The following is a 19,647-nucleotide window of genomic DNA, read 5'->3' as shown; positions in this document are numbered from 1 at the left end:
GGTGCATGGCATCGTCCGAATGGTCGAGGGGCAGGCTCAGGCGCGTGCATGGGCTTGGCCGACGGGCTGGCCAGCCATCTGCATATGGCGGAGGAAGCCCTTGATCCGTGGGTCTTCACTGGCCAGCAACCGGGCCGGTGGCGCATCGAGCAGCACGCGGCCGCTGTCCATGAACAGCACACGGTCGGACACGCTGAAGGCGAAGCCCATCTCATGCGTCACGATCAGCATCGTCATGCCCTCGCGCGCCAGCGTCTCCACCACTTTGAGCACCTCGGCCACCAACGGCGGATCGAGCGCCGATGTCGGCTCGTCCAGCAGCATGATCGATGGCCGCATGGCCAGCGCGCGGGCAATGGCCACGCGCTGCTGTTGGCCGCCGGACAGTTGGTGCGGGTATTTGTGGGCGTGATCGAGCATGCCCACCTTGTCCAGCAGCGCCAGCGCTTGGCAGCGCAGGTCCGCGAACTTGCCGCGCCGGTGGTAGCTGGGCGCGAGCAGCACGTTGTGCAGCACGGTTTTGTGCGGGAACAGGTTCAGGCCCTGGAACAGCATGCCGACGCCCAGGACGCGCGCGCCGGGGCTGGACGAGCGTGTCGCGTCCAGGAACGGCTGCCCGTGCAGCAGCACGCGCCCGCCATCGAGCGAGGCCAGGCCGTTGAGCGTGCGTATCAGCGTGGTCTTGCCCGAACCGGACGGCCCGATGATGCTGATCACCTCGCCTGGCCGCACCGCCAGGTCGATGCCCTCGAGCACCTCATGCCCGCCCAGGCGTTTGCGCGCGCCCTGGACTTGCAGCGCATATTCGGCGCCCCGGACGCCAGGGCTGGCCCGTGGCCGGCTGTCCTTGGCGCGCAGCGCAGCGAGCGTGCGTCGATCCAGCGCCAGGGGCCGGGGCTTGCGGCGCAGGATGTTCATATGCGCTTCCAGCGCGCCGAGCAGTTTGTCGAAGACGGTGACGATCAGCACGTAGTAGAAGGCCACCGCCAGCATGGTCTCGAACACCAGGAAGTTCTGCGTGTACAGCCGCTGGCCGACCAGCAGTATCTCCGCCAGCGAGATCACCGACACCAGCGAGGTCATCTTGGCAATGGTGATGAACTCGTTGCTCAGCGCCGGCAGCGCAATGCGCAGCGCCTGCGGAATCACGATCATGCGCTGTATGCCGGCGCGACCGATGCCCAGCGCGCGGCCAGCCTCGATCTGCCCGGGCGGCACGCCCAGGATGCCGCCGCGGTGGATTTCGGCGATGAAGGCCGTCTCGCTGACCACCAGGGCCGTCAGCCCGGCGTAGAACGGATCGGACAGCAGCACGCCCGACGCCGGAAATACCTGCGGCAGGTTGTAGGTGAACACCAGCAGCACCAGCAGCGGCAGGCTGCGAAAAAACCAGATATACAGGCCCGCCAGCCGGCGCAGCACCGGGCTGCCCGACTGCTTGCCCAATGCCAGCCCAAAGCCGGCGACCAGGCCCATGCACCAGGTGGCGATGCTCAGCTCGACCACCACCCGACAGGCGCTCCAAAAATCCCTGTCCCACAACAGACCGAGCGCGTAGTCCGCATCGAAGTGCATGTGGCTGGCCTGCTGCGCACCGTGGCGTCATTTTGGCGGCACGGCCAGCGCGGCCTCGATATCGGCCGGCGAAGGCGGCTGCAGCCCATAGCGCGACAACAGCGCCGCATACTCGCCGCTGGCGCGCGCCTGGTCCAGGGCCTGCTGGAGCTGGCCTTGCAGTTGCCGGGCATCCCTGTGCAGGCCCAAGCCGATCACCACCGGATACAGCAGCGCGGTGGAGCTCAACTTCACGGCGTTGTTCGTCTGCGCGAGCATGGCGTGCGCCACCGCTGCGTCTTCCATCATCGCGTCGGCCGCCTGCGAGCGCAGCGCCATCAGGGCCTCCGGCGAGCTCGGAAATTCCAGCACCTCGATGGCGCGCCGGCCCGTCGGCTGGCACAGCTCGCGCGTTACCTTGTGCAGTTTCGGCGTCCAGGATGCGCCCTTGATCGACGCCACGCGCTTGCCGCAAAGCGCCTGCGGTGTGGCGGGCGCATCGCTGCTCGCGGCCGGCACCAGCAGCGCGGCGCCGGTCTTGAGGTAGGCAATGAAGTCGATCAGTTTGGCGCGCTCCGGCGTCATGTACAGCGCCGACGCCACGATGTCGAAGCGGTGCGCCCGCAGGCCCAGGATCAGGTCCGGGAAACGGGTATCGACGAACACCGGCTGCAGCGACAGCTTGGCCGCCAGCAAGCGCGCAAAGTCGGCGTCGAAACCGGCCGGCTTGCCGGCCTCGAAGAAGGCATAGGGCGGATAGGTGAGATCGGAGCCGACGGTCAGGCGGCCCTCGACGATGCCCGATGCCGCAAGCGCCCAGGCACCGGGGCTGCACAGCGCGATGGCGGCAAGCGCACGGGCCGCGCGCTGGAACGGAGCACGCACGCTGGCCGCGCGCCTGAATGGGGCAAGCGCGCTGGCCGCGCGCTGGAGCCGGATCAGCAAGACGGAATCGCGCATCGGTTTTCCCCCTGTCGGATGTCCTGAAAGAGCGGCGCCAGCGCCGGGCTTGCGTGGCCTGTCCGGAAGGGCTTGCAGCGCTCGTGATTGTTGAACAATCTCTGTCGATTCTGCGCTCCCGGAACCCGCCGGCAGTATGGGTGTTTTCCCGTAGCGCAGGCCCGGGGCGCTAGTGTCGTGTCACCGATCAGATGTCGTAGGCTGCGCGCAGCCATCGGAGCGCAGCGCAAGGCGCATCGCGCAGCCCATACCGAGCTGTATTGGCCAGCGATGCAACGCCGCGATGCGCTTCGATGGCCAGCGCAGACCGACAGATGATCGGTGACGCGACACGAGTCGCCAGCGTTGGCCTGGACGAAGCCGCCGGCGCCGGGCGTTGCCTCGGTTACCTCGGTTACCTCGGCGACCTCGTGCCGGGCGCCGTGCCGCTGCGCCTGAAGTGCCCCCGATCGCCGGGCACGGCGGCCATCACACCAGCACCCGCTCGATGCCCCCGTCATTGGCGCGCTGCACATAGCCGGGCAGCCAGTCGTGGCCCAACAGGGCGCGGGCCATTTCGACCACGATGTAGTCGGCTTCGAGCAAGCCGTTTTGCAGGTCGTCCCGGTAGCGGTTCAGGCCCTGCAGGCAACTGGGGCAACTGGTCAGGATTTTGATGTTCTGCGGCGCGGCGCCGCTGGCGCGCAGACTGGCTTCGTTGCTTTTGATCTCCTCTTCCTTGCGAAAACGCACCTGGGTCGCAATGTCGGGCCGGGTCACGCCCAGCGTGCCGGATTCGCCGCAGCAGCGCTCGCTTTTGAGCACCCGGTTGCCCAGCAGCGCCTGCACCGTCGTCATGGAATCCTGGCGTTTCATCGGGTTGTGGCAAGGCTCGTGGTACAGGTAGGCGCCCTGGTCCTGCAAGCGCAGGCCCTTGTCGAGCAGGTATTCGTGGATGTCGATGGTGCGGCTGCCGGGGAATATCTTGTCGAATTCGTAGCCCTGCAACTGGTCGTGGCAGGTGCCGCAACTGACCACCACGGTCTTGATGTCCAGGTAGTTGAGCGTGTTCGCCACGCGGTGGAACAGCACCCGGTTGTCGGTGATCATTTTCTCGGCCCGCTCGAACTGGCCCGCGCCGCGCTGCGGGTAGCCGCAGCACAGATAGCCGGGCGGCAGCACGGTCTGCACGCCCACATGCCAGAGCATGGCCTGCGTGGCCAGGCCCACCTGGCTGAACAGGCGCTCGGAGCCGCAGCCGGGAAAGTAGAACACGGCCTCGGTCTCGGCCGTGGTGGTCTGCGGGTTGCGGATGATGGGGACGTAGTTCTTGTCCTCGATGTCCAGCAGCGCGCGCGCCGTCTTCTTGGGCAGGCCGCCGGGCAGTTTCTTGTTGATGAAGTGGATCAGCTGCTCCTTGACCGGCGCAGCGCCCACCGTGGCCGGCGGCTTGTCCGTCTGCTGGCGGCCCATTGTGCGCAGCAGGTCGACGGCCAGGCGCTGGGCCTTGAAGCCCAGGTCCACCAGGCCCCGGCGCAGGAGCCGGATGCTGTCCGGGTTGGTGGCGTTGAGCATGGCCATGGCCAGCGCATGGCCCGGGCGCCAGCTTTGCTTGTCCATCTTGCGCAGCAGGTTGCGCATGTTCATCGTGACCGCGCCGAAGTCGATTTTCACCGGGCAGGGGCTTTCGCATTTGTGGCAGACCGTGCAGTGGTCGGCCACGTCCTCGAACTCCTGCCAGTGCTTGATGCTCACGCCACGGCGCGTCTGCTCTTCGTAGAGGAAGGCTTCGACCAGCAGCGAGGTGGCCAGGATTTTGTTGCGCGGGCTGTACAGCAGGTTCGCGCGCGGCACATGCGTGGCGCATACCGGCTTGCATTTGCCGCAGCGCAGGCAGTCCTTGATCGAATCGGCAATCGCGCCGATGTCACTTTGCTGCATGATCAGCGACTCGTGGCCCATCAGGCCGAAGCTGGGCGTGTAGGCCCGGCTCAGGTCGGCCGCCAGTGCTTGATCGGCTTGTGTAGCCTGCTCCTCGTTTCGCAGCAATTTGCCTCGATTGAAATGCCCGTGCGGGTCCACCTCGCGCTTGTACCGGGCAAACGGGAGCAGTTCTTCGTCGCTCAGAAACTGCAACTTGGTGATGCCTATGCCATGCTCGCCCGAGATCACGCCGTCGAGGCTGCGCGCCAGCGCCATGATGCGCGCTACCGCCTGGTGCGCGGTTTGCAGCATGTCGTAGTCGTCGCTGTTGACCGGCAGGTTGGTGTGCACGTTGCCGTCGCCGGCGTGCATGTGCAGCGCCGCCCACACGCGGCCCTTGAGCACGCGCTGGTGGATGGCCGTGGCCTGGTCGAGGATGGGCTGGAATGCCGCCCCGCAGAAGATGCCCTGCAGCGGCGCGCGCAATTGGGTCTTCCAACTGGCCCGCAGCCTGTGGTCTTGCAACTGCGGGAACAAGGTTGCAATGTCCTGCAGCCATGCCGACCACTGCGCGCGCACCTGGGCCACCAAGGCCAGCGCCTGGGCCACGCGGTCTTCCAGCAGTTCGGCCGACGGTATCTGGCTGGTCTCGTCATGCTGGCCCAGCGGCAGTTGGCCGCGCTGGAAAAATGCGCTGAGCGCATCGCACAGACTGATCTTGTTGCGCAGGCTCAGCTCGATGTTGATGCGCTCGATGCCGTCGGTGTACTCAGCCATGCGCGGCAGCGGGATCACCACGTCCTCATTGATCTTGAAGGCGTTGGTGTGGCGGCTGATGGCGGCCGTGCGCTTGCGGTCGAGCCAGAACTTCTTGCGCGCCTCGGGGCTGGTGGCGATGAAGCCCTCGCCGCTGCGCGAGTTGGCAATGCGCACGACCGCGCTGGCGGCGCGCGCCACGGCGTCGGCGTCGGCGCCGGCGAGGTCGCCAAACAGCACCATCTTGGGCAGGCCGCCGCCATGCTTGCGGCTCTTGGTGGCGTAGCCCACGGCCTTCAGATACCGGTCGTCCATATGCTCCAGGCCGGCCAGCAGCACGCCCGAGCGTTTTTGCTCGGCGAACATGAAGTCCTTGATCTCGACGATGCTGGGCACGGCGTCCCTGGCGCTGCCAAAGAACTCCAGGCACACGGTGCGCTGGTGCCCGGGCATGCGGTGCAGCACCCAGCGCGCGCTGGTGATCAGGCCGTCGCAGCCCTCCTTCTGGACGCCGGGCAGGCCCGAGAGGAACTTGTCGGTCACGTCCTTGCCCAGGCCCGCCTTGCGAAAGCTCTTGCCGGGGATGTCCAGGCGCTCGGTGCGCACCGGCGTCCGGCCATCGGCCTCGAAGTACTGCAGCTCGAAGCTGGCCATGTCCGCATCATGGATCTTGCCCATGTCGTGGGCGATGCGGGTGACTTCGAGCCACTGCGCATCGGGCGTGACCATGCGCCAACTGGCCAGGTTGTCCAGCGCCGTGCCCCAGAGCACGGCTTTCTTGCCGCCGGCGTTCATCGCGATGCAGCCGCCGACGCACGCGGCCTCGGCGCTGGTCGGATCCACGGCAAACACAAAACCCGCGCGCTCGGCCATGTCGGCCACGCGCTGGGCGACCACGCCGGCTTCGGTCCAGACGGTGGCCACCTCATGGTCCAGGCCCGGCAACTGGCGCATCTGCACCCCGGTCATGGCGTCGAGCTTTTCGGTGTTGATCACCGCGCTCATGCCGGTCAGCGGCACCGCGCCCCCGGTGTAGCCCGTGCCGCCGCCACGCGCAATGATGGTCAGACCCAGGTCGATGCAGCCCTTGACCAGCGCGGCCAGTTCGGCCTCGGTGCCGGGCGTGAGCACCACGAAGGGGTATTCCACGCGCCAGTCGGTGGCGTCGGTCACATGGCTCACGCGCGCCAGGCCGTCGAATTGGATGTTGTCCTTGGCCGTCAGGCGCCCGAGCGTTTTGCGCGCCTGGCGGCGCAGCCGGGCCACCTGCCCGAAACTGGCATCAAACCCGGCCACTGCGCGGCGCGCGGCCACGACCAGTTCGCCCACCAGCCGGTCGCGCTGCGCATCGTCGGCCGGCCGGCGGCGTTTTTCGATCTCGCCCAGGCGGTGCTGCAACGCATCGACCAGCAGCTTGCGGCGCGCCGGGTCGTCCAGCAGGTCGTCTTGCAGATAGGGGTTGCGCTGCACCACCCAGATGTCGCCCAGCACCTCGTAGAGCATGCGGGCCGAGCGCCCCGTGCGGCGCTCATTGCGCAGTTGGTCGAGCGCCTCCCAGGCCGCAGACCCCAGCAGACGGATCACGATCTCCCGGTCGGAGAACGAGGTGTAGTTGTAGGGAATTTCGCGCAGACGCGCCGGCTCGGCGGCCTGCGCCGGCAAAGCCGCCAGCGCCATCGGGACATTCATCGGGGTCTACCTCGGGTGGGCGCTGCGCACGGGTCCATCCGTGATGGGCGCGCAGCCGCCCATGGGCTTAGGGGGCGCGATTTTATGCCAGCCGCTCCCCCGGCCCCGGTCCATGCGCCTGCCGGTGCCCGCGCGGCGCCGGCTTACACTCCCGGCACCCGCAGCCAGCGCACAGCCACCCCCGACAGCAGATGCAAGGGCAACTTTTCAGCCAAGACTTCCTGACGCGCGGTGTCCTGGCGACGCCCCCTTGCCAAGCCTTCGATGACCTGGCCTGCGCGGCTTTCACCGCCGCGTTGCGCAGCATCTACCAAAGTGCCGGACTCGATGCCGGCGCCACCATCGACGAAGCGCAGACCGAGTCCCTGGTCATCGACAAGGTGCTGGCGGCGCTGGGCTGGGGGGACGACTTTTTGCCCCAGGTCAACCTGTCCGGCAAACGTCGCCAAGATGTGCCCGACTACCTGCTGTTTGCCGATGGCGCGCAAAAAACCGCCGCCCTCGGGCAGCGCAAGGATGAGCTGCGCTACCGCCACGGCCTGGTCATTTTGGAGGCCAAGCGCTGGCTGCGCCCGCTCGACCGGGGCGATGGCGCCGAGCCTGCCGACCCTGACGCGCCGTCGAGCCAAATGCTGCGCTACCTCAGCCGTGCCGAACTGGTGTCCGAGCGTGCCGTCCAGTGGGGCATGCTCACCAACGGGAATGTCTGGCGCTTGTACTGGCAGGGCGCCCGTTCCCGCTCCGAGGAGTTTTTCGAGGTCGACGTCGCCGCCGCGCTGGGCCTGCCGGGCATCGAGCCAGAGTCGGACGAAATCGCCCCGGCCCATGCGCTGCGGCTGTTTTTCCTGTTCTTCCAGCGCAGCGCATTCCTGCCGCAAAGCTGGGACAGCGCGCATCGATCCTGGCATGCCTACGCCCTGAATGAAGCCCGGCTGTACGAAGAAAAGGTCGCGCAAGACCTGGGCGCGAGAGTGTTTGCCGACATCTTTGCGCAACTGGCCGATGCGCTGGCCCGGGGCGACCTGCACGCGCGCAGCCAGCGCATCGGCTACGGCCAGTTCACCCGCAGCCAGTACACGCCCGACTATCTGGACGAAGTGCGCGAAGCCGCGCTGGTGTTGCTGTACCGGCTGCTGTTCCTGTTTTACGCCGAAGACCGCAACCTGCTGCCGGTGCGCGATGCGCGCTACGCGCCCTACAGCGTGCGCCGCATCCGCGAAGAGGTGCGCGACAAGGTGGATGCGGGGGGCATGTTCTCCAGCACCGTCGGACGCATCTGGCTGCACCTTCAGGGAACGTTCACGCTGATCGACAAAGGCGACGACGATGTGGGCATGCCCGCCTACGACGGGGGGCTGTTCGAGCGCAGCCGCTCGCTGCTGCTGGAGCGCAGCAAAGTCCCCGACAAGGTGCTGGCCCCCATCATCGACGCCCTCTCGCGCCGCACCGAAGACCAGCGGCATGGCTGGATCAACTACCGCGACCTGGCCGTGGCCCACCTGGGGAGCATTTACGAGCGTCTGCTGGCCTACAGCCTGGTGCACGAGGTGCAGGCCAGGGACGACTACAAAGACAAGCCCGAGATCGACCGCATCATTGCCGCCCCGGCCAGTTTTGCGCGCAAGCTGTCCGGCAGCTACTACACGCACCACGACCTGGTGCGCCTGATCCTGCGCGAGTCCGTCGGCGTGCTGGCAACGCAGCGCCTCGATGCGTTCGAGGCGCTGCTGAAAAAGCTCGCCCGAAAAGCAGCGCTCAACCCCGCCGACCGGGAGACCCTGGACGCGCACGACCCGGCCAGCCAAATGCTGGAGCTCAAGATCTGCGACCCCGCGATGGGCAGCGGCCATTTCCTGGTGGCGCTGGTCGACGACCTGGCCGACCGGGTGCTGGAAGCCACCACGACGGCCGCCTTGCATGCCAACGCCCAACCCTGGGCCGCGCATCTGGTCGAGCGCGGGCGCCCCTGGCAAAGCCCGGTGCTGGCACGCATCAGCCATATCCGCCGCAGCATACAGACGACGGCCAGAACCCATGGCTGGGCCGTGACCGAGGCGCAGCTCGACGACCGCCACATCGTGCGCCGCATGATCCTGAAGAAGACCATCTTCGGGGTCGACAAAAACCCGATGGCCGTGGAACTGGCCAAAACCGCCCTGTGGCTGCACACCTTTACGGTCGGCGCCCCGCTGAGTTTTCTCGACCACCACCTGAAAGTCGGCGACAGCCTGCACGGAGAACGGCTGCCCGTGGTGCAACGCAACCTGCAAGCCCTGGGCGGCCTGCTGCTGCAAAGCGAGTTCGACCGTCTGGCCAAAGCCGCCGCCAACATTGCGCAAGTGGCCGACCTGACCGATGTCGACATTGCCGAGGCCCATCTTTCCAGACAACTGGCCGCCGAAGCCGATGCGCAAGTGGCCCCCATCCTGGCGGTGCTGGACTTTTGGCGCGCGCTGCGCTGGCTGGTGCCCGGCTGGCCTGTCGCCGAGGCCAGCCAGTTGCCCCGGCTGCTCCAACCCGCAGACGGCCAGCCGAACGCGCTGTTGCCGGGCATCACCCAACTGCTGGACCCCGGCCACAACCTGGTGGCAGTGCTGGGTGCGGGCCAATTGCCTGGCAGCGGCGGCGCCACCCAAGCGGCCAATGCGCTGATGGCGCAGGCCCGCCGACTGGCGGCGCGCGAGAGCTTCTTTCACTGGTGGACCAGTTTCCCCACGGTGTTTGGCGGGGGCGACAAGGCCCGGGCCACTCCCGGCGGATTCGACGCCATCATCGGCAACCCGCCGTGGGATCGCATCAAGCTGCAAGAGGTGGAGTGGTTTGCCGAGCGTGATCTGCACATCGCCGCCCAAACCCGCGCCGCCGACCGCAAACGGCTGATTGGCGCGCTGCAAAGCAAAAAATCCCCGCTGTGGCAAAGCTACTTGCAAGCCAGCGAGCGCGCCCAGGCCAACGCCCGCGTGCTGGGCAACGGCCGGCAGGGCAGCGGCGACTACCCGCTGCTCGGCGGGGGCGACATCAACCTCTACAGCCTGTTCGTCGAGCGCGCCCAGGCCCTCATCCACCCGCAAGGCGTGGTGGCCCTGCTCACCCCCAGCGGCATCGCCGCCGACAAAGGGGCCGCAGAGTTCATCCGCCACCTGAGCAGCACCGGCCGGCTGCACGCGCTGTTCGACTTTGAAAACCACAGGCGCTTCTTTCCCGATGTGCACAGCAGATTCAAATTCTGCGCGCTGGTGTTCGGCAAAGCCCCGCGCCTGACGGCGACCGAGCCAGCGCAGGCCCAGCCCAGCCGCTGCGCGTTTTACCTGCACAGCCTGGCCGAGCTCGACGAGCCGGGCCGCGTCCTGAGCCTCTCCAGCCAGGACTTCGCCCGCGTCAACCCGAACACCGGCGCCGCCCCGATCTTCCGCAACCAGCGCGATGCGGACATCACCCTCGGGCTTTACGCCCGGCACCCGGTGCTGGTCAGGCACGGCGCGCTGAGCAAGTCTTTGGGCCGGCAGCCGGACGACAAGGCATGGCCCGTCAAATACCAGCGCATGTTTGACATGACGAACGACTCGCACCTGTTCCTGAAAAAAGAGGAACTCGACCGGCAAGGCTGGACCCGGGCCGCCTTCAACCGCTGGGAAAAGGCCGACGGCGCAGGCGCCCGGGCGGCCTTGCCCCTGTACGAAGGCAAGATGGTGCAGATGTTCGACCACCGGGCGGCCGATGTCCTGGTCAATGCGGCGAACCTGAAACGCGCAGCACAGCCCGGGGCGCTGGCCGCCGGCGAAAAAGCAAACCCCGCGCGCTACCCCGAGCCCCAGTATTGGGTCGACGCCAACGACATCGCCCCGATCTGGCAGGGGCCATGGTGCATTGCCTACAAAAGCGTCACCGCGCCGAGCAACATGCGCACCATGATCGCCGCGCTACTGCCCCGCTGCGCAGTGGGCAACAGCATGGCCATGCTGCTGCCCGAGCGCGGCGCAGAACCAGGCTACGCCCGGTGGGCCGCCCTGCTGCTCGCGAACCTGTGCTCGCTGGCGTTCGACTTTGCCCTGCGGCAAAAGGTGCAGGGCCAAAACCTCAACTGGTTCATCGTCGAGCAAGCCGCCGTCATCGCAGCGCAGCGCTTTGACGCGCCATTGCCGGCCGCCTTCGCCGCCGCGATGCGCGCCGCCCAACTGATGAACGGCCGCCACGCGCACCCCACGGTGGCCGACTTCGTGCTGCCCCAGGTGCTGGCGCTGACCTATACCGCCCACGACATGGCCGCCTTCGCCCGCGACATGGGCTATGTGGACGCCGACGGCCAGGCGCTGGCGCCCCTGCCGTGGGACGAAGACCAGCGCCGCGCGCGCATGGCCGCGCTGGATGCGGTGTTTTTCCATCTGTACGGGCTGGGCGCCGAAGAAGTCCGCTACATGCTGGAGACCTTCCCCATCGTGCGTGAGCAAGACATGAAGATTTTTGGCAGCTACAAAACACAAACCGACATCCTGGCGCTGCTGCCGCTGCTGCAAGCGTGAACGGCAACGCCCCCCGAGGCGCCTGCGGCCGGGCCAAGCCTGCGGGGCCGCCGCCGCTTCAAAACAGCACGCGGCAGCGCAGCGTGCCGCGGACCCCGGCCAGCCGGTCCAGCGCCAGTTCGGAAGAAGCGGCATCGATGTCGATGACCACATAGCCAATCGTCTCATTGGTCTGCAGGTACTGGGCTGCGATGTTGATCCGGGTATCCGAAAAGATGCGGTTGATCTCGGACAGCACCCCCGGCATGTTGCGGTGGACATGCAGCAAGCGGTGCTTGCCGGGGTGGGCGGGCAGCGCCACCTCCGGGAAGTTGACCGACGAGGTGCTGGTGCCGTTGTCGCTGTACTTGACCAGCTTTTCCGCCACCTCCAGGCCAATATTGGCCTGCGCCTCCACCGTCGAGCCGCCGATATGGGGGGTCAGGATCACATTGTCCAGTCCGCGCAGCGGCGACAGAAACTCGTCCTGGTTGCTGCGCGGCTCGACCGGGAACACATCGATGGCGGCGCCCAACAGCCGGCCGGCCTTCAGGGCCTGCGCCAGCGGCTCGATCTCGACCACGCTGCCGCGCGCGGCGTTGATCAAAATGCCGCCGGGCTTCATCGCGGCGATCTCGGCCGCGCCGATCAGCCACTGGGTGGACGCAAGCTCGGGCACATGCAGGCTCACGATGTCGCTTTGCGCCAGCAGATCGCGCAATTGCGGCACCTGGCGGGCATTGCCCAAAGGCAGCTTGCTGAGCACATCGAAAAACGCCACCTGCATGCCGAGCGCCTCGGCCAGCACCGACAACTGCGTGCCGATCGAGCCGTAGCCGACGATGCCCAGTGTCTTGCCCCGGATCTCATACGCCTTGTCGGCCGACTTGAGCCAGCCGCCACGGTGGGCCGCCGCGTTCTTTGCAGGAATCCCGCGCAGCAGCAAAATGGCCTCGGCCAGCACCAACTCGGCCACCGAGCGGGTGTTGGAGTAGGGCGCGTTGAACACGGCAATGCCACGCTCGCGCGCCGCGTTCAGGTCCACCTGATTGGTGCCGATGCAAAAGCACCCCACGGCGACCAGCTTGGGCGCCTGGGCCAGCACCGCCCCGGTCAACTGTGTGCGCGAGCGGATGCCGAGAAAATGCGCATCGGCGATGCTGCGCTGCAACTGCTCGTCGGGCAAGGCGCCGGGCACCGTCTCGATCCGGGTGTAGCCCGCCGCGCGAATCACCTCCACCGCAGAGGAATGAATGCCCTCGAGCAACAAAAATTTGATCCGGCTCTTGTCCAGGGAATGGGAAAGCATGGCAGTCGATGGGTCTCGTGATGAAAATTGCAATCAGTCCTGTGGCGCATCCGGCGCCATCCCTTGCTTGGTTGGCGATCCCGACGCACCGGGCCGGGCAACGCGCCACCTCGGCAACGCGCCATACGGCGGCACTGGCATCATGCTGAATGGGTAGTGGCCTTGGCCATTGTCCGGCACATCGGAAAACCCCTCCCATGCACCTGCCCACCCCCTGGCCCTACCCGCGCTGGATTGCGCACCGCGGCGCGGGCCTGCTGGCCCCGGAAAACACCCTGGCCGCCTTTCGCCTGGGCGCCCGCCATGGCTACCGCATGTTCGAGTGCGATGCCAAGCTCAGCCGCGACGGCGTGCCGTTTCTGCTGCACGACACCACGCTGGAGCGCACCACCAACAGCGTCCAAGCCCTGGGCCAGGCGGCCAGCCGCACCGGCGGCGACCACCGCTGGAGCGCCCTGTCCCGCTTGGACGCCGGCGCCTGGCATTCCCCCGGCTACGCCGGCGAGCCGCTGCCCACCCTGGAGAACCTGGCGCGCTACTGCATCGCCAATGGCTTCTTTTTGAACCTGGAGATCAAACCCACGCCGGGCCTGTCGGCAAAGACCGGCCAAGTGGTCGGCGCATATGCGGCGCGGCTGTGGCAAGGCCAGCCGGCGCAGCCGCTGCTCTCGTCCTTCCACCCCGAGGCGCTGGCAGGCGCGCTGGCGACGGCGCCGCATCTGCCGCGCGCCCTGCTGCTCGATGCGCTGTGGGACGGCTGCCTGGACTGCGCGCGCCAACTCGGTTGCGCGGCCATCGTCTGCCATCACCCGCTGTGGGAGCCGGCCCTGGTGGCGCAGGTCAACGGCCAAGGCATGCGCACGCTGAGCTACACCGTGAACGACGAGGGCGCGGCGCGGCGCCTGATCGGTCTGGGAACGGACGCCATCATCACCGACCGGGTGGACCTGTTTGCGCCTGCCGCAGCCGATCGGGCGCCAGGCTCGCCGGCGGGCCTGGCGGTTGCCGGCCCCGATCAGAATCAGACATAGTGCGCCGTGCTGGTCATCAGCCTGGCTGCCGCCTTCATCGCGGCGCGGACCGGCGCCGGCAGTGCCAGCGCGCCCGAGGCGCGGGCCTGCGCGGCATGCCGCTCTTCATCGTCTTTCATGCGCGCCACCACGGCCCGCGACGCCAAGTCCTGCTGCGGGAGCCGCTGCAAATGGCTTTGCAGATGGGCGGCCACCTGGCTTTCCGTCTCCGCCACGAACCCCAGGCTGACCCGATCGCCGACCTTGGCCGCCACCAGGCCCAGCGCGAAGGCGCCAGCGAACCACAGCGGATCGAGCAAACTGGTGCGCGCGCCCAGCGCGTCGAGCCGCTGCCGGGTCCAGGCCAGGTGATCGATCTCTTCCCGCGCCGCTTGCTGCAACCGGGCGCGCAGCCGGGCGTCGCGCGTCAGCGCCGCCTGGGCCGTGTAAAGCGCCTGTGCGCACACTTCGCCGACATGGTTCACGCGCATCAGCGCCCCGGCCAACCTCTTTTCGGCCGGGTCCAGCGCGGCCTCGGCCACAGCGTCGGCGGGGGACTTTTCCGCAGCCCCGGGCTTGGCAAAAAGCGTGCGCAGCGCATTGTCTGCGGCAGCCAACAGGGAGTCAGCAGGGGACATGGCAACCTTCAGGACACGAACTGGGCAGCGAAACACAAAAATTAGCACCTGGACACAAACAATCGGCGCACGGGGCATGATAGCGGCACGGCTCCAATGGGGGTCTGCCAGTGCCTGCGCAGATGTTGTAACACAGCAACGAATCTCCGGTTTCATCACGCTTGTCGGTGAATTCCTTTGCGCAACCCGGCCGGGTCTGGTGCAATAAGCGCAACTTCCCCACCAGGAGGTTGGCCCGGGAGACCGGCGGGACTGCGCACCTAGCCCCCCCGTACCGGAGCCCGATGTTTAACCTTGGAGTACCTCGCAATGAAAAAATCCCTGATGGCCTTGGCTGTGCTGGCTGCTTCCGGCGCTGCAATGGCCCAATCGTCCGTAACCCTGTTCGGCGTGCTCGACGCCACCTATGCCTACGGTTCCGGCAGTCTCTCCAACAAATCGCAACTGACCAACTCCGGCATCGGCGGTAGCCGCCTGGGCTTCCGTGGCACCGAAGACATGGGTGGCGGCCTGTCTGCCTCGTTCTGGATCGAAGCGGGTGTGAACAACGATGACGGCACCGGCACTGCGACCGACACCAACAACCAAGCCAATTCCAGTGGCGGCGGCGGCCTGGCATTCAACCGCCGTTCGACGGTCAGCCTGGGCGGCGGCTTCGGTGAAGTTCGCCTCGGTCGTGACTACACCCCCCAATTCACGAACTTGACCGCATTCGATCCGTTCGGCACGAACGGCGTTGGCTCCAACCAAATGCTGGTCTCCAGCGTTGGCGGCCCGACCAGGGTCCGCGCATCGAACTCGATCGGCTACATCCTGCCCGGCAACCTGGGCGGCTTCTACGGTCAAGCCATGTACTACCTGGGTGAGAACAGCAGCAACAGTGCCAACAAGAAGGACGGCAACGGCCTGGGACTGCGCGCCGGCTACAAGAACGGCCCGATCGACGCTGCGCTGGCTTTCTCGCAAACCAAGTACCTGACGGGCGACATCAAGACCGTGAACCTGGGTGGCCAATATGACCTCGGCATGGTCAAGCTGATGGCCCAGTACAGCCAGGACAAGGCCACCAAACGCGGCACCGGCAAGGGCATGCTGGCCGGTGGCACGGTTCCGATGGGCCCTGGCGAAATCGACTTTTCGTACTCGACCTACAAGCTCGATGTCGCAGGCCCTGTGGATCCGCGCACGAACCTGCTGGCCGTGGGTTACACCTACAACCTGTCCAAGCGCACCGCCTTGTACACCACGTTCGCCCGCGCAAGCAACAAGGGTGGCGCGACCATCGCCTTGGCTGGCGCTACGACGGCAGCCAACACCAACTCCAACGGCTACAACTTCGGCCTGCGCCACAGCTTCTGATCTCCCAAAGATCAAAGCTCCCGGAAAAACCGCCCTCGGGCGGTTTTTTCTTGGCACCATAGTTGCTTGAAAGATGGGGCCGGGGTGCAGGGATTTCCCGTTGGCGATAGCGCCGCTTTTGCGGCACAGTCAAACTTTGGATCGAGAGCGTGCCATGCAACTCAAATACCGTCGTCTTTGCTCGCTGTTCGCTGTCGCACTGCTGTGTGCGCCAGCGTTGCACGCCAAGCCCTTCAAATGGTCGAGCCAGGGAGATGTTGCGACCTGGGACATCCATGCGCAAAACAATGCGCTGCAAAACGGCATTCATGGCACCGTGTATGAGAGCCTGGTTTCGTACAACAGCAAGACCTTCGCGATCGAGCCGCTGCTGGCGACTTCCTGGAAAGAAATCAACCCCACGCAGATGCGTTTCGCGCTGCGCCAGGGGGTGCGGTTCCATGATGGCTCGGCGCTGACGGCCGACGATGTGGTGTTTTCGCTGCAGCGGGCCATGGCCAAGACCTCAAACTTCACGCCCTATACGCAGGGCATCAGCCGGGTCGCCAAGGTCGATGAGCGGACGGTGGATGTCTTTCTGACGACGCCCAATCCGGTGCTGCTGCGCCAGATGACCGAGTTGCGCATCATGAGCCGGGCCTGGGCCGAAAAGAACAAGTCGACAGAGCCCGAGGACATGAAGAGCGGCGAGGAAATCTTCGCCCACCGCAATGCGATGGGCACGGGGCCTTACACGCTCGAATCCTGGCAGCCCGATGTGAAGATGGTCTTCAAACGCTACCCCGGTTGGTGGGGCACGATGGACGGCAATGTGACCGAGATCGTCTACCTGCCGATCAAATCGGCGCCCACGCGCATGGCGGCGTTGCTGTCGGGCGAGGTGGACATGGTGCTCGACCCTGCGCCGCAGGACCTCGATCGCCTGCGCGCCAGCCCCGATCTGAAGGTGATCGACGGGCTGGAATACCGCACCATCTTCCTGGGCCTGGACCAGTTGCGCGATGAGTTGCCCGGCTCGAACATCAAGGGCAAGAACCCGCTCAAGGATCTGCGCGTGCGCAAGGCCCTGTACCAGGCGATCGATGCCGAAGCGATTACGCGCACCATCATGCGCGGCCTGGGCAAGCCCGCCGCCACCATCGTGGCGCCGATGGTGGCGGGCCACACCGAAGCGGTTGGCAAGCGCTTGCCATACAGCGTCGAGGCAGCGAAAAAGCTGTTGGCCGAAGCCGGCTACCCCGACGGCTTCGAGGTCGACTTTGCCTGCCCGAACAACCGCTACATCAACGACGAGGCGGTTTGCCAGGCCGTCACGGCGATGTGGTCGCGTGTCGGGGTCAAGGCCAGGCTGCGCACCCTGCCGCTGGCGACTTACTTCCCGATGATCCAGCGCTACGAAGCCAGCATCTACATGCTGGGCTGGGGCGTGCCCACGTTCGATGCGCTGTACAGCCTGCAATCGCTGGTGCGCACGGTGGGCACCGGTGGCGACGGCAACTACAACCTGGGGCGCTACAGCAACCAGCGCATGGATTACCTGGTCGATCGCATCAAGGGAGAAACCGACGCGCCGGTGCGCTCGCGCATGTTGACCGAAGCGCTGCAACTGTCCAACGACACCGTCTCGCACATTCCCTTGCATGACCAGGTGATCCCATGGGCGATGAAGAAGAATGTCGATCTGATTCATCGCGCCGACAACAAGCTGGACATGCGCACGGTCAAGGTGAACTGAAGACGCCCTCCTGATGCTGGCCTTCATAGTGCGCCGCCTGATGCAGGCGGTGGCGGTGATGATCACGGTCGCCTTCATCGCCTTCATGCTGTTTCAGTATGTTGGCGACCCCGTGGTCTTCCTGCTGGGCCAGGATGCGACCCCGGAGCAGATTCACGCATTGCGCAGCGCCCTGGGGCTGGACCGCTCCTTTGTCGTGCAGTTCTGGCATTTTCTGGTGCATGCGGCGCAGGGCGAATTCGGCCTGAGCCTGCGCCAGGGGGCCAAGGTCTCGCGCCTGCTCGCCGAGCGTTTGCCGGCCACGCTGGAGCTGACCTTGGTGAGTGCACTGTTGGCCCTGGCGTTCGGGATTCCGATGGGGGTGTACGCGGCCCTGCGGCGCGGCAGCTTCAGCAGCCAACTGCTGATGACACTGTCGCTGCTGGGGGTGTCCTTGCCCACTTTCCTGATCGGCATTTTGCTGATCCTGGTGTTTGCGGTGACCCTGGGCTGGTTCCCGAGCTTTGGCCGGGGCGAGGTGGTGCAGATCGGCTGGTGGAGCACCGGGCTGCTCAGTGCCAAGGGCTGGCACCATATCGCGCTGCCGGCGATTACGCTGGCGATTTTTCAACTCACACTGATCATGCGGCTGGTGCGTGCCGAGATGCTGGAGGTGCTGCGCACCGATTACATCAAGTTCGCGCGCGCCCGCGGCCTGTCCAGCCGGGTGATCCATTTTGGCCATGCGCTCAAGAACACGCTGGTGCCGGTGATGACCATCACCGGCCTGCAACTCGGGGGCCTGATTGCGTTTGCCATCATCACCGAGACGGTGTTCCAATGGCCCGGCATGGGCCTGTTGTTCATACAGTCCGTGACCTTTGCCGACATTCCGGTGATGGCGGCCTACCTGTGCCTGATCGCGCTGTTCTTCGTGCTGATCAATCTGATGGTGGATTTGTTGTATTTTGCCGTGGACCCCCGCTTGCGCGTGGACCGGGCAGGAGGCCATTGATGCCGGGTTCACGTCTGAAAGCGGGTGGCCGCCCGTTTGCGCATATCGCCCAATACCACCCTGAACTGACCGCGCTGCGGCGCGATCTGCATGCCCATCCCGAACTGGGCTTCGAGGAGCGCTACACCAGCCAGCGCGTGCAGGAGGCCCTCCACCTGTGCGGTGTCGACGAGATCCATCGCGGCATGGGCCGCACCGGCGTGGTCGGCGTGATCCGGGGGCACGGCCACTCCAGCGGCAGCATGGTGGGGCTGCGCGCCGACATGGATGCCTTGCCGATGACCGAGCACAACGACTTCGCCTGGAAGTCGTGCAAACCCGGGTTGATGCACGGCTGCGGCCATGACGGCCACACCGCGATGCTGCTCGGCGCCGCGCGCTATCTGGCCGAAACCCGCAACTTCGACGGCACGGCGGTGCTGGTGTTCCAGCCGGGCGAAGAAGGCTTTGCCGGCGCCCGCGCGATGATCGACGACGGCCTGTTCGAGCGGTTTCCGGTGCAGTCGATCTTTGCCATGCACAACTGGCCGGCGCTCAAGCCCGGCACCGTGGGCCTGAACTCCGGCCCGATGATGGCGGCGGCCGACCGCTTCACCGTCGAGATCACCGGCCGGGGCGGCCATGGCGCCCATGCCTACCAGACGGTCGATGTGGTGCTGGTGGCGGCGCACATCATCACCGCCGCGCAGAGCATCGTGGCGCGCAATGTGCGCCCGATCGACAGCGCCGTGGTCAGCCTGTGCGCCGTGCAGGCGGGCGACTTGGGCGCGTTCAGCGTGCTGCCTGGCTCGGCCACGCTGGTCGGCACCGTGCGCACCTTCGATCCGCAGGTGCAGGAGATGGTGGAAAGGCACCTCAAGGAGCTGTGCCACGCCATTGCCCTGGGCTTTGGCGCCACGGCCAGCGTGCATTACGAGCGCATCTACCCGGCCACGATCAACAGCGAGAGCGAAGCCTCGTTTGCCGGCGATGTGGCGCAATCGCTGCTGGGCGCCGAGCATGTGCTGCGCGACCTGGAGCCGAGCATGGGATCGGAGGATTTTTCGTTCATGCTCCAGACCAAGCCCGGCGCCTATCTGCGCATCGGCCAGGGCGCTGGCGCGGGCGGCGGCCTGCACAACAGCCGCTACGACTTCAATGACGACATCCTGCCGCTGGGCGCCGCGCTGCATGCCAGCCTGATCGAGCAGGCCATGCCTTTGGCGACGCCCTGATCCACCCCCCTTTTTTTCCATGACCAGG

12 protein-coding genes are annotated in these 19,647 nt (G+C 66.4%); 6 read left to right on the top strand and 6 right to left on the bottom strand.

The annotated features are described in order from the left end of the window. Positions 1-36: 36 nt before the first annotated feature. The 4 genes from VEIS_RS06405 to VEIS_RS06395 form a co-directional block, all read right to left on the bottom strand. Positions 37-1,575: an amino acid ABC transporter permease/ATP-binding protein gene (locus VEIS_RS06405; RefSeq protein WP_011809089.1), complete on the bottom strand. Its 1,539-nt coding sequence runs from the start codon at positions 1,573-1,575 to the stop codon at positions 37-39. A gap of 27 nt (positions 1,576-1,602) precedes the next feature. After that, complete coding sequence (locus tag VEIS_RS06400; protein ID WP_011809088.1) at positions 1,603-2,514, bottom strand: ABC transporter substrate-binding protein; 912 nt, start codon at positions 2,512-2,514, stop codon at positions 1,603-1,605. A gap of 180 nt (positions 2,515-2,694) precedes the next feature. Then, positions 2,695-2,847 carry a hypothetical protein gene (locus VEIS_RS25650; RefSeq protein ID WP_157048419.1) on the bottom strand — a complete coding sequence of 51 codons (153 nt, stop codon included), beginning with the start codon at positions 2,845-2,847 and terminating at the stop codon, positions 2,695-2,697. 135 nt (positions 2,848-2,982) lie between these two features. Continuing rightward, positions 2,983-6,861 (bottom strand): DUF3683 domain-containing protein, encoded by a 3,879-nt coding sequence (locus VEIS_RS06395; RefSeq protein ID WP_011809087.1) that lies wholly within the window; start codon positions 6,859-6,861, stop codon positions 2,983-2,985. Between the two features lie 191 nt (positions 6,862-7,052). Between VEIS_RS06395 and VEIS_RS06390 the strand changes: the two genes are divergently transcribed. Beyond that, positions 7,053-11,381, top strand: coding sequence for an Eco57I restriction-modification methylase domain-containing protein (locus tag VEIS_RS06390; protein WP_011809086.1), 4,329 nt, complete (start codon positions 7,053-7,055; stop codon positions 11,379-11,381). Between the two features lie 58 nt (positions 11,382-11,439). On the opposite strand, the gene serA is transcribed toward VEIS_RS06390, so the two are convergent. Next, on the bottom strand, positions 11,440-12,669 hold the full coding sequence (gene serA / locus VEIS_RS06385; protein WP_011809085.1) for a phosphoglycerate dehydrogenase: 1,230 nt from the start codon (positions 12,667-12,669) through the stop codon (positions 11,440-11,442). A gap of 197 nt (positions 12,670-12,866) precedes the next feature. Here serA and ugpQ point away from each other — a divergent pair, with 197 nt between their 5' ends. Then, entirely contained in the window at positions 12,867-13,700 is an 834-nt protein-coding gene (gene ugpQ, locus VEIS_RS06380; RefSeq protein ID WP_157048418.1) for a glycerophosphodiester phosphodiesterase, read from the top strand. Here the strand turns inward: ugpQ and coq7 are convergent. Further along, positions 13,691-14,317, bottom strand: a complete 627-nt coding sequence (gene coq7, locus VEIS_RS06375) for a 2-polyprenyl-3-methyl-6-methoxy-1,4-benzoquinone monooxygenase (protein WP_011809083.1) — start codon at positions 14,315-14,317, stop codon at positions 13,691-13,693. The two genes, ugpQ and coq7, sit on opposite strands and share 10 nt — an antisense overlap. Positions 14,318-14,626: 309 nt before the next feature. Here coq7 and VEIS_RS06370 point away from each other — a divergent pair, with 309 nt between their 5' ends. The 4 genes from VEIS_RS06370 to VEIS_RS06355 all read left to right on the top strand — a co-directional run bounded on the left by VEIS_RS06370 (position 14,627) and on the right by VEIS_RS06355 (position 19,619). Further along, positions 14,627-15,676, top strand: coding sequence for a porin (locus VEIS_RS06370; protein WP_011809082.1), 1,050 nt, complete (start codon positions 14,627-14,629; stop codon positions 15,674-15,676). 154 nt (positions 15,677-15,830) lie between these two features. Then, a complete protein-coding gene (locus VEIS_RS06365; RefSeq protein WP_041949849.1) occupies positions 15,831-17,411 on the top strand; it encodes an ABC transporter substrate-binding protein in 1,581 nt (526 codons plus the stop codon). 13 nt (positions 17,412-17,424) lie between these two features. Continuing rightward, complete coding sequence (locus VEIS_RS06360) at positions 17,425-18,405, top strand: ABC transporter permease (protein WP_011809080.1); 981 nt, start codon at positions 17,425-17,427, stop codon at positions 18,403-18,405. Next, positions 18,405-19,619 (top strand): M20 aminoacylase family protein, encoded by a 1,215-nt coding sequence (locus VEIS_RS06355; RefSeq protein ID WP_011809079.1) that lies wholly within the window; start codon positions 18,405-18,407, stop codon positions 19,617-19,619. Before VEIS_RS06360 ends, VEIS_RS06355 begins: the two co-directional genes overlap by 1 nt. The last annotated feature ends 28 nt before the right edge of the window (positions 19,620-19,647 follow it).

The organism is Verminephrobacter eiseniae EF01-2, from assembly GCF_000015565.1.
GTDB lineage: Bacteria > Pseudomonadota > Gammaproteobacteria > Burkholderiales > Burkholderiaceae_C > Acidovorax > Acidovorax eiseniae.
The sequence above is the reverse complement of the archived record's forward strand: the minus strand, read 5'-3'. Positions and strand labels throughout refer to the sequence as shown.